Origin of the sequence: Enterobacter sp. V87_3 (assembly GCF_029967835.1) — a bacterium.
Classification (GTDB): domain Bacteria; phylum Pseudomonadota; class Gammaproteobacteria; order Enterobacterales; family Enterobacteriaceae; genus Enterobacter; species Enterobacter cancerogenus.
In genome coordinates, this window is the sequence record NZ_JASCAM010000034.1 from 90,253 (window position 1) to 101,717 (window position 11,465).

Here is an 11,465-nt window from a genome sequence, read left to right on the forward strand (position 1 = left end):
GGGAGAGGGCCGGGGTGAGGGCATCAGGCATTAGCCGTAATCAACGCCCGCTCATTCACCCCGCGCTTCATCACCCGATCCAACACTTCCGCCTCCAGTTCCGCCAGCCTTGCTGACCCCACGCGGCGCGGGCGCGGGATATCCACGCTCAAATCCAGGCCAATTTTCCCTTCTTCTATAAGCAACACGCGATCGGCCATCGCAACGGCTTCGCTAACATCATGCGTTACCAACAATACCGTAAACCCATGTTCCTGCCACAGGGACTCAATCAAGGCCTGCATCTCAATCCGCGTCAGGGCATCGAGCGCGCCGAGCGGCTCATCCAGCAGCAACAGCCCCGGACGGTGGATCAGCGCGCGCGCTAGCGCCACGCGCTGCTTCTGCCCACCGGATAACGCCGCAGGCCATTCACCGGCGCGATCCGCCAGGCCCACGGCGGCCAGCGCCTGCCTTGCCGCCTCCCGCCAGTCACCTTTCAGGCCCAGCCCAACGTTATCGATAACCGTTTTCCACGGCAGCAGGCGCGCGTCCTGAAACATCATGCGGGTATCGTCCTGAATATTTGCCAGCGGCGTGGTACCAGCAAGAATATCGCCGCCGTTTGGCGCCTCCAGCCCGGCCAAAAGCCGCAGCAAGGTACTCTTTCCGCCGCCGCTGCGACCCACTACCGCCACAAACTGTCCGGCGGGAATATGTAAATCCAGCGCGTTCAGAATGGTGTTATCGCCGTAGCGTTTCGTGACGCCGCTGAGCAACAGCGGCGTTCCCTGGTTAAGTCGGGCAGTGTTCATGCTTTAGCCTCCTGAGGGGAATAGGCCGGGTTCCAGCGAAGCCAGCTGCGTTCCAGCCACTGGGCGCTGACGTCGGCGAGTTTGCCGAGCAGGGCGTAAAGAACGATGGCGACCACCACCACGTCCGTTTGCAAAAACTCGCGGGCATTCATCGCCAGATAGCCGATGCCGGAGTTGGCCGAAATGGTTTCTGCCACAATCAGCGTCAGCCACATCAGCCCGAGCGCGAAGCGCACGCCAACCATGATTGAGGGCAGGGCACCCGGCAGGATCACATGAGTAAACAGCGCAAAGCCGGATAGCCCATAGCTGCGCGCCATCTCCACCAGGCCACGATCGATATTGCGTATGCCATGCCAGGTGTTGATGTAAATCGGGAACAACGTCCCGAGCGCCACGAGGAAAATTTTGGCGCTTTCATCAATGCCAAACCACAGAATTACCAGCGGGATCAGCGCCAGATGCGGCACGTTGCGCAGCATCTGTATCGACGTATCCAGCAAGCGCTCACCCCAGCGGGACAAACCGCTAATCAGCCCAAGCGTCAGGCCGATGCTTCCACCGATTGAGAAGCCGATCGCCGCGCGCCATGAGCTGATTGCCAGGTGCTGCCACAGCTCACCGCTCACGCTCAGCGACCAGAAGGCTTCAACCACGCCCTCCGGAGAGGGCAGAATGCGGCTGGATAACCAGCCAGCAGACGACGCCAGCTGCCAGACGAGGACAATACCGACGGGTAAAAACCAGGGAGCAGCGCGTAACAGCCATTTTTGCGGGGTGGCAGACATAGCGGCTCCTTAGCTCTGTGCGACGCGGCGCGGAATAAATTCATTCGCTATCGCTTCGCCCTGCGGCTGATGTTGCTGAGGCTGCGGGATCGCCGGAATGGCGACATCCAGATGCGGGAATAACAGCTCGCCGACCTTGTATGCCTCTTCCAGATGCGGATAGCCCGAGAGAATAAAGCTGTCGATACCGAGATCCGCATATTCGTTGATGCGCGCCGCCACGGTCGGGCCATCCCCCACCAGCGCAGTGCCCGCTCCGCCGCGAACCAGGCCAACGCCCGCCCACAGGTTTGGACTGATCTCCAGGTTCTCGCGCTTGCCGTTATGCAGCGAGGCCATGCGGTGCTGCCCGACTGAATCGGTTTTCGCAAACGCCGCCTGTGCTTTTGCGATGGTGGCATCGTCAAGGTGGGATATCAGTTTGTCTGCCGCCTGCCACGCCTCTTCGTTGGTTTCGCGCACAATCACGTGCAGGCGAATACCGAAGCGCACCTGACGGCCATGCGCTGCGGCTTTGGCGCGCACCTGCGCAATCTTTTCTTTTACCAGCTCGGGCGGCTCGCCCCACGTCAGATAGAGATCGACCTGCTCGGCTGCCAGATCCTGCGCGACATCAGACGAGCCGCCGAAATAGAGGGGAGGGCGCGGCTGCTGGATCGGCGGGAAATAGAGCTTCGCGTCGCGAACATGAATATGTTTGCCCTCGAAGGTGACGGTTTCACCTTCGAGCAGGCGTCGCCAGACGCAGGTAAACTCTGCGGAGGCTTCGTAACGCTCGGTATGATCGAGAAACACGCCATCGCCCGCCAGCTCCTGCGGGTCGCTGCCGGTCACCAGGTTAAACAGGGCGCGCCCGTTAGAAAGCCTGTCCAGCGTCGCTGCCTGTCGTGCCGCCACGGTGGGGGAAACCACGCTCGGACGCAGGGCGACCAGGAATTTCAGGCGCTGCGTCACCGGGATCATCGACGCGGCCACCAGCCAGGCATCTTCGCACGAGCGCCCCGTCGGGATCAGCACGCCGGTAAAACCGATTCTGTCCGCGGCCTGCGCAATCTGTTGCAGGTAACCATGGTCAACCGGGCGAGAACCCGCCTCGGTGCCAAGATAGTGCCCATCGCCGTGGGTCGGTAAAAACCAGAAAAGGTTAAGGCTCATGATTTTGCTCCTTCTTTGCCTGCGGGTTGCCAGATACGGTCGCGGATATCCACCTGTTTGGGGACCAGGCGGTTTTGATAGAAGAGGTCAGCGGTCTGCTGCTGGAGAGCGGCGACGTGGGCGTCCACCGGGGCGATGGTGGTGGGCGGCCGATGGTCGAGATAGCTGGCGATCACCGGCTCGGGCAAGCCCATCGATTTCGCCAGCAGGGTGATGCTCTCCTGGCGCTGGCTTTGCGTCAGCGCATCCGCCTGGGTAAAGGTCTCCAGCACGCCCTGTATAAAGGTTCCGTTCTTTTCGGCATACGGGCGTGCCGCCAGGTAAAACGAGCCGGTCTGTTTCAGCGTGGTACCGTCTTTCAGGACGCGCACGCCACCCTGCAGGAGCGCGGCGGAGTAGTACGGGTCCCAGATTGCCCAGGCATCCACGTTTTTCTGCTGGAACGCCGCGCGGGCGTCGGCTGGCGTCAGGTACACTGGCTGGATATCGGCGAACGTAAGTCCAGCCTCCTGCAACGCACGCAACAGCAGGTTGTGCGAGCTGGAACCTTTCTGGAAAGCGACTTTATGTCCTTTGAGGTCGGCGACGCGTTTTATGTCGCTATTTTCCGGCACCAGGATCACTTCGGCTTTAGGCTTGGCGGGTTCAACGCCCACGTACACCAGATCGGCCCCAGCCGCCTGAGCAAAGATCGGGGGGATATCGCCGGTGCTGCCAAGATCGATACTGCCGACGTTAAGCGCCTCCAGCATCTGCGGACCGGCCGGAAACTCCACCCACGAAAAGTGCGTATCCGGGTAGCGTTTTTCCAGCAGCTTATGACTTTTTGCCAGCACCATGCTGACGCTGCCTTTCTGATAGCCGATACGCAGGCTTTCCGGCGCCGTCTCAGCCGCGTGGCTCAGAGAGGATAGGGCCAGTACGCCTGCCAGGGCGAGGCGGGTCAACATTTTATGCATGGGCCACTCCTTGAGATGTCCACGCGGGTACCTGCACATCGCGGCGGTGCAGGGCCTGCCAGAAGGTTTCGAGGGCGCTATCGAGGCGGGTCTGCAGGTTCGGCGTGAACTGCGGTTTATGCTGATAATCAATGACCTGAGAATCGTCTGCGAACACGCCGTGCAGGATCTCCTGGGCCTTCAGGGCGTTCAGCACCGGCTTCAGGGCATAATCCACCGCCAGCAGATGGGCGACCGTTCCCCCTGTCGCCAGCGGCAGCACCACTTTGCCGTCCAGCGCACGTTCGGGCAGCAGGTCGAGCAGGGTTTTCAGTCCACCGGCAAAAGAGGCTTTATATATCGGCGTCGCGACGATCAATCCGTCTGCGCCCTTGAGCTGCTCGGTTAGAGCAATCAGCGCCGGGCTGTCGAAACGGGCATAAAGCAGATCTTCAGGTTCAAAGTTATGCAGGTTCCAGTGGCACACCTCCACGTCCAGGGCGCTGAGCCTGTCGCGGGCGTACTCCAGCAGGGCGCTGGAACGAGAAGGGAATCGTGGACTTCCGGCCAGGGTGATGACGCGCATGCTTGCTCCTTATAACTAATTGTTTGCTTTTATCTAACATTCATAACAATTTTCAGGAGTGTGACATCGCAGGCTTATTCCACTAAATGATTTATCCGCAATTAAACTGCCGGAAACTGCATAAGAAACGAACGGCGAAGTAAACGATTGCGTTTTAACCCGCTTTTTTTGCCACAGGTCAATTCCCTTTCCGGGCCGGATCGCTGATAATCCCCTCCCGGTTTGCACACCGGGAATCCAGGAGAGTTCATGTACTACCCCTTCGTTCGTAAAGCCCTTTTCCAGCTCGATCCTGAGCGCGCTCATGAATTTACATTCCAGCAGTTACGCCGTATTACCGGAACGCCGCTGGCCGCTCTGGTGCGTCAAAACGTGCCGGAAAAACCTGTGCAATGCATGGGGCTGACCTTTAAGAACCCGCTGGGCCTGGCTGCTGGTCTGGATAAAAATGGCGAGTGCATCGATGCCCTGGGCGCGATGGGCTTTGGCGCCATTGAAATCGGTACGGTGACCCCGCGCCCGCAGCCGGGTAACGATAAGCCGCGCCTGTTCCGTCTGGTTGAGGCCGAAGGGCTGATCAACCGTATGGGCTTTAATAACCACGGCGTCGATCATCTGGTTGAGAACGTGAAAAAAGCCCATTTCGACGGCGTATTAGGCATCAATATTGGCAAAAATAAAGACACGCCGGTCGAGCAGGGGAAAGATGACTATCTGATTTGTATGGAAAAAGTCTATGCCTATGCCGGATATATTGCGGTGAATATTTCATCACCCAATACGCCGGGCCTGCGTTCACTGCAATATGGTGAAGCGCTGGACGATCTGCTTAGTGCGATAAAAAATAAACAAAATGCACTCCAGGCGATCCACCATAAATATGTACCGGTGGCGGTGAAGATCGCGCCCGATCTTTCAGTTGAAGAATTGATCCAGGTTGCCGACAGTTTACTGCGCCATAATATTGATGGCGTCATTGCGACCAATACTACCCTCGATCGTTCTCTGGTTCAGGGAATGAAAAATTGTAACGAAGCGGGTGGCTTAAGCGGGCGTCCGGTACAATTAAAAAGCACTGAAATTATTCGGGCATTGTCTGCTGAATTAAAAGGTCAGCTGCCGATTATTGGCGTGGGCGGTATCGACTCGGTTATTGCGGCGCGCGAGAAGATGGCGGCTGGCGCTTCGCTGGTCCAGATTTATTCCGGCTTTATTTTTAAAGGCCCGCAACTGATTAAAGAAATCGTCACGCATATCTAATCTTTTCCCTTTATCAGACAACCAGGGCTTTATTTCCAGCCCTGGTTGTTTTATATTCCCTCGTTGTTGCTTATTTAGACGTTATGGTCTTTTATTAATGTTGATAAAAGCGAGACGGCAAACGAGACATTTTTAGAACAGGACGTTCGGGAAGGGGGATAGTCACATGCGAATTAAACCTGACGATAACTGGCGCTGGTATTATTGTGACGAGCACGATCGAATGATGCTCGATTTAGCCAATGGCATGTTATTTCGCTCACGTTTTGCGCGCCGAATGTTAACCCCGGATGCCTTTGATCCGTCAGGATTTTGCGTTGATGATGCCGCGCTGTATTTCTCTTTCGAAGAGAAATGCCGCGATCTGGAACTCTCTAAAGAACAACGCGCTGAGCTGGTGCTAAATGCGCTGGTCGCGATCCGTTTCCTGAAACCGCAAATGCCCAAGAGCTGGCATTTTCAGGCGCACGGCATGAGCTGGACGCCAGCCGTGGGTGATGCCGCCAGCGTAAACTTAAGCGATACCGCGGAAGAGGTGAGCCTGCTGGTGGTTGAGCCGGGTGAAAACGCCGCGCTTTGTCTGCTGGCCCAGCCCGGTGTGACCATTGCCGGTCGAGTGATGCAGCTTGGCGATGCGATCAAGGTGATGAATGACAGGCTGAAGCCCCAGCTTCGCGTGGATGCCTTCAGCCTTGAGCAGGCCGTTTAAGCCTCTAACTGTACCGACGTTTTTGGAATACAGCTGCAGCAAAGGATCGTACCATCATCCCCAATCGCGGATTTCTTCAGACCCTGAACTTCGCCACTCACCAGCTTGATTCGACAACATCCGCAGATGCCCGCCCGACAGGAATACGGCACGCGAATGCCCGCCTGTTCCAGCTGCTCCAGTAACACCTGTTGATTATTGCCACGGATCGCGTTGCCTTCCCAGTGAATATCGACAGGCGAGCTTGCCTCTGTGATGACGTCCACGAACGCGTCTTCCTGGCTCGCACCGTACACTCTGGCAGGCCCACGGGCGAGGATCTCCACCTCGTCACCCACGCGGATCACACCGCTGGCGCGGGGGATCAGGTTCTGGCCGAAATCAACATCGCCGTTATCCTGGGCGGTACGGAACGACTGCAGTGTTTTCAGCGGTTCGCCGGAAGGATGCTTCTGGCCTTTCTCCGGGCTGACGGTGGTGAAGATACAGCGGCTGCACGGCTTCACCACGTCAAAAATGACGCTGCCGATACGGATCGTTTTCCAGGTGTCTTCTTCCCAGGCATCTGCTCCGGTTACGACCAGATTGGGGCGGAACTGCTCCATCTGGACGCTGGCGCGACAGCGGCTCTGCAGATCGCGCAGCGAGGCTTCGTTTGTCAGCAGGTAAGGAAAACCGTCGGCAAAGGAGAGGGGAACCGCATCGTGGCGCTTAACGCGGCGCGTTAGCGCCGGGCCCACCCAGCGCAACTGGACGTCGCGAGAGAAGTACCCGGTTAGCCAGCGGTTAATCTCGTCCGGAGCAATGCGTGCTGTAAAATGATTCCCCCACACTTCCGTTGGCGCGTCGACTGGCGCAAAATCGGCAAAGCGGATCACCGCGCTGGCACCGTCCGGTGCGGTCAGGTGCAGGCCGTCATGCAGCGGCGAAGGGGTAAAGCGAACCATTTGCGGGAACTGGCGCGCGGTGATGAACGTACCGTCAGGCTCGGTGACCATAAAAATACGATCGAAGGCAAAACCGCTCATGTCAGCGAGCGCGTGAGACACGCCAATCCCGCGCATGGATTTCACCGGATGAATAAAAAGCCTGGATAACGTTGCCACCGCACACTCCTGCAAATGAAAATAAGCCTTCAACTTTATGACATACACGCCATATTAGCTATAATGCGCGACAATTTTCTAAGAGTAAAAGTGACGATATGAATTCTCTGTTTGCCAGTACGGCCCGTGGGCTGGAAGAGCTGTTAAAAACTGAACTGGAAGCCTTAGGCGCGCAAGCGTGTCAGGTGGTTCAGGGTGGTGTCCATTTCGAGGGCGACACGCGGCTTATTTACCAGAGCCTGATGTGGAGCCGTCTGGCGTCGCGCATCATGCTGCCGATGAAAGAGTGCAAGGTCTACAGCGATCTCGACCTCTATACCGGCGTTCAGATGATCGACTGGACAGAGATCTTCTCCCCTGACGCAACCTTTGCGGTGCACTTTAACGGCGTCAACGATGAGATCCGCAACAGCCAGTACGGTGCCCTGCGCGTGAAAGACGCCATCGTGGACTGTTTCACCCGTAAAAATAAGGAACGTCCGAACGTCGATCGTGAAAATCCCGATTTGCGGATCAACGTCTGGCTCAATGGCGACACCGCCAGCATCTCTCTCGATCTGAGCGGAGCGGGCTTACACCTGCGCGGCTACCGCGACAGCACCGGTATGGCACCCATTAAAGAAACCCTCGCCGCCGCCATTGTTATGCGCTCTGGGTGGCAACCGGGTACCCCGCTGCTCGATCCGATGTGCGGTTCCGGTACGCTGCTGATTGAAGCGGCCATGCTGGCAACCGACCGTGCGCCAGGGCTGCACCGCGGCCACTGGGGCTTCAAAGGGTGGGCACAGCACGACGAGGCGATCTGGAAAGAGGTGAAAGCCGATGCGCAGACCCGTGCGCGTAAAGGCCTGGCAGAATACACCTCCCATTTCTACGGCTCTGACAGCGACGCACGCGTTATTGAACGCGCGCGCAGCAACGCCCGCCGTGCAGGTATCGGCGAGCTGGTGACCTTCGAGGTAAAAGACGTTGCCAACCTGACCAATCCGCTGCCAAAAGGCCCGTACGGCACCGTTATCAGCAACCCGCCATACGGTGAGCGCCTTGACAGCGAACCGGCGCTGATTGCCCTGCACAGCCTGCTCGGTCGCAACATGAAAGACCACTTCGGCGGCTGGAACCTGTCGCTGTTTAGCGCCTCGCCTGAGCTGTTAAGCTGCCTGCAGCTGCGTGCCGATCGCCAGTTTAAGGCCAAAAACGGTCCGCTGGATTGTGTGCAGAAAAACTACCATCTGGCAGAGAAAACGGCGGACAGCAAGCCTTCCGGCGTGGCGGAAGATTACGCCAACCGTCTGCGTAAAAACCTGAAGAAGTTTGAAAAGTGGGCGAAACAGGAAGGCATTGAATGTTATCGCCTGTACGATGCCGATCTGCCGGAATATAACGTCGCGGTAGACCGCTATGCGGACTGGGTAGTCGTTCAGGAATATGCCCCGCCTAAAACTGTTGATGCACAGAAAGCGCGTCAGCGTATGCTGGACGTGATCGCGGCGACCATCAGCGTGCTGGGTATTGCCCCTAACAAGCTGGTCCTCAAAACCCGCGAGCGCCAGAAGGGTAAAAATCAGTACCAGAAGATGAATGAGAAGGGTGATTTTATCGAAGTGGGTGAATACAACGCCCGTCTTTGGGTCAACCTGACCGACTATCTTGATACCGGGCTGTTCCTCGATCACCGTATTGCCCGTCGTATGCTGGGCCAGATGAGCAAAGGTAAGGACTTCCTGAACCTGTTCTCCTACACCGGCAGTGCCAGCGTCCATGCTGGCCTGGGCGGGGCGCGCAGCACGACCACCGTCGACATGTCTCGCACCTATCTGGAATGGGCGGAGCGAAACTTACGCCTGAACGGTTTGACCGGGCGTCAGCATCGTCTGATGCAGGCCGACGTGCTGGGCTGGCTGCGCGACACCCATGAACAGTTCGATCTGATCTTTATCGATCCCCCAACGTTCTCTAACTCCAAGCGTATGGAAGATAGCTTTGATGTTCAACGCGATCACCTGCGCCTGATGACCGACCTGAAACGCCTCCTGCGCAAGGGCGGCACCATTATGTTCTCGAATAACAAACGCGGATTCCGCATGGATCACGACGGCCTGGCCGCTCTGGGACTGAAAGCACAAGAAATCAGTCAAAAAACGCTGTCTCAGGACTTCGCCCGTAATCGTCAGATCCATAACTGCTGGTTAATCTCCGCGGTCTGAAAGGAAAATTAAATGTCACTAATTAGTATGCATGGCGCCTGGCTGTCCTTCAGCGATGCGCCTCTTCTCGACGATACTGAACTGCATATCGAAGATAACGAGCGCGTTTGTCTGGTAGGCCGTAACGGCGCGGGTAAATCCACGCTGATGAAGATATTAAACCGTGAGCAGGGTCTGGATGACGGACGCATCGTTTACGAGCAGGATCTGATTGTTTCCCGCCTGCAGCAGGATCCACCGCGTAACGTGGCGGGGACCGTGTACGACTTCGTCGCGGAAGGGATCTCTGAACAGGCTGAATACCTGAAGGGCTATCACGAAATTTCGCATCTGGTGATGACCGATCCGAGCGAGAAAAACCTGAATGAGATGGCGCGCCTGCAGGAGCTGCTGGATCACCACGGGCTGTGGCAGCTTGAAAGCCGTATTACCGAAGTGCTGGATCAGTTAGGTCTGGATGCGGACATGGAACTGGCGTCGCTCTCCGGTGGCTGGCTGCGTAAAGCGGCGCTCGGCCGCGCGCTGGTCAGCGGCCCGAAAGTACTGCTGCTGGACGAACCGACCAACCACCTGGATATCGAAGCCATCGACTGGCTGGAAGGGTTCCTGAAAACCTTCAACGGCACGATCATCTTCATCTCGCACGACCGTTCGTTTATTCGCAATATGGCCACCCGCATTGTCGATCTCGATCGCGGAAAGCTGGTGACCTATCCTGGCGATTACGATACCTATCTGCTGGAAAAAGAAGAAAACCTGCGCGTTGAGGAGCTGCAAAACGCCGAGTTCGACCGCAAGCTGGCGCAGGAAGAGGTCTGGATCCGCCAGGGCATTAAAGCCCGTCGTACCCGTAACGAAGGCCGCGTGCGCGCGCTGAAAGCGATGCGCAACGAGCGCAGCGCCCGCCGTGAAGTGATGGGCAGCGCGAAGATGCAGGTAGAAGAAGCTTCCCGCTCAGGCAAGATTGTGTTCGAGATGGAAGATGTCAATTACCAGGTCGACGGCAAAGTTCTGGTGAAAGATTTCTCCGCGCAGGTACAACGTGGCGACAAAATCGCGCTTATCGGCCCGAACGGTTGCGGTAAAACCACGCTGCTGAAGCTGATGCTCGGCCAGCTACAGGCTGACAGCGGCCGCGTGCACTGCGGTACTAAGCTGGAAGTGGCCTATTTCGACCAGCACCGCGCGGAGCTGGATCCGGACAGAACGGTGATGGATAACCTTGCCGAAGGTAAGCAGGAAGTGATGGTTAACGGCAAGCCGCGCCACGTGCTGGGCTACCTGCAGGACTTCCTGTTCCACCCTAAACGGGCGATGACGCCGGTACGCGCGCTATCCGGTGGGGAACGAAATCGTCTCCTGCTTGCACGTTTGTTCCTGAAACCGAGCAATCTGTTAATTCTCGATGAACCGACCAACGATCTGGATGTCGAAACGCTGGAACTGCTGGAAGAGTTGATCGACGGCTATCAGGGCACCGTCATGCTGGTGAGCCACGATCGTCAGTTCGTTGATAACACCGTTACCGAATGCTGGATCTTCGAAGGCGAAGGCCGCATTGGTCAGTACGTGGGCGGGTATCACGATGCGCGTGGACAGCAGACGCAGTCCCTGGCGCTAAAACAGGCGAAATCCAGAAACGTACCAGAACCTGCTGTCGCGAAAGCAGAAAGTGCAAAAAAATCACCTGCTAAAATGAGCTATAACCTGCAGCGCGAGCTGGAAGCATTGCCGCAGCGTCTTGAAGAGCTGGAAGCGGCGCTTGAAGCGCTGCAAACCCAGGTGGCGGATGCCTCCTTCTTTACGCAGCCTCACGACTATACTCAGAAAGTACTGGCAGACCTGTCCCAGGCAGAGAAGGCGCTGGAAGAGGCGTTTGAGCGCTGGGAATACCTTGAATCACTGAAAAACGGCGCATAACA

Annotated in this window: 10 protein-coding genes; 4 read left to right on the forward strand and 6 right to left on the reverse strand. The window is 57.2% G+C overall.

What is annotated here, in order from left to right; translation table 11 throughout:
* Positions 1-23 precede the first annotated feature (23 nt).
* Genes ssuB through ssuE form a run of 5 tightly spaced genes read right to left on the reverse strand, consistent with a single transcriptional unit; the run spans position 24 to position 4,261 of the window.
* A complete protein-coding gene (gene ssuB, locus QLG21_RS21445; RefSeq protein ID WP_006174513.1) occupies positions 24-794 on the reverse strand; it encodes an aliphatic sulfonates ABC transporter ATP-binding protein in 771 nt (256 codons plus the stop codon).
* Positions 791-1,582, reverse strand: a complete 792-nt coding sequence (gene ssuC, locus QLG21_RS21450) for an aliphatic sulfonate ABC transporter permease SsuC (RefSeq protein ID WP_282485188.1) — start codon at positions 1,580-1,582, stop codon at positions 791-793. The genes ssuB and ssuC overlap by 4 nt, the downstream gene beginning before the upstream one ends.
* Positions 1,583-1,591: 9 nt before the next feature.
* A complete protein-coding gene (gene ssuD / locus QLG21_RS21455; protein WP_282485189.1) occupies positions 1,592-2,737 on the reverse strand; it encodes an FMNH2-dependent alkanesulfonate monooxygenase in 1,146 nt (381 codons plus the stop codon).
* The gene (locus QLG21_RS21460; protein ID WP_282485190.1) at positions 2,734-3,696 is read right to left on the reverse strand and encodes a sulfonate ABC transporter substrate-binding protein; all 963 of its coding nucleotides are present in this window, start codon (positions 3,694-3,696) and stop codon (positions 2,734-2,736) included. The genes ssuD and QLG21_RS21460 overlap by 4 nt, the downstream gene beginning before the upstream one ends.
* The gene (gene ssuE, locus QLG21_RS21465) at positions 3,689-4,261 is read right to left on the reverse strand and encodes an NADPH-dependent FMN reductase (RefSeq protein WP_137848935.1); all 573 of its coding nucleotides are present in this window, start codon (positions 4,259-4,261) and stop codon (positions 3,689-3,691) included. The genes QLG21_RS21460 and ssuE overlap by 8 nt, the downstream gene beginning before the upstream one ends.
* A gap of 249 nt (positions 4,262-4,510) precedes the next feature.
* Here ssuE and pyrD point away from each other — a divergent pair, with 249 nt between their 5' ends.
* On the forward strand, positions 4,511-5,521 hold the full coding sequence (gene pyrD / locus QLG21_RS21470; RefSeq protein WP_282485191.1) for a quinone-dependent dihydroorotate dehydrogenase: 1,011 nt from the start codon (positions 4,511-4,513) through the stop codon (positions 5,519-5,521).
* 166 nt (positions 5,522-5,687) lie between these two features.
* Entirely contained in the window at positions 5,688-6,230 is a 543-nt protein-coding gene (gene zapC, locus QLG21_RS21475; RefSeq protein WP_137848934.1) for a cell division protein ZapC, read from the forward strand.
* Here the strand turns inward: zapC and QLG21_RS21480 are convergent.
* Complete coding sequence (locus QLG21_RS21480; protein ID WP_282485192.1) at positions 6,227-7,336, reverse strand: YcbX family protein; 1,110 nt, start codon at positions 7,334-7,336, stop codon at positions 6,227-6,229. The two genes, zapC and QLG21_RS21480, sit on opposite strands and share 4 nt — an antisense overlap.
* A 98-nt stretch (positions 7,337-7,434) precedes the next feature.
* Between QLG21_RS21480 and rlmKL the strand changes: the two genes are divergently transcribed.
* On the forward strand, positions 7,435-9,543 hold the full coding sequence (rlmKL, locus tag QLG21_RS21485; RefSeq protein WP_006174528.1) for a bifunctional 23S rRNA (guanine(2069)-N(7))-methyltransferase RlmK/23S rRNA (guanine(2445)-N(2))-methyltransferase RlmL: 2,109 nt from the start codon (positions 7,435-7,437) through the stop codon (positions 9,541-9,543).
* Positions 9,544-9,555: 12 nt separating this feature from the next.
* Positions 9,556-11,463 (forward strand): ABC transporter ATP-binding protein, encoded by a 1,908-nt coding sequence (locus tag QLG21_RS21490; protein WP_137848932.1) that lies wholly within the window; start codon positions 9,556-9,558, stop codon positions 11,461-11,463.
* Positions 11,464-11,465 lie beyond the last annotated feature (2 nt).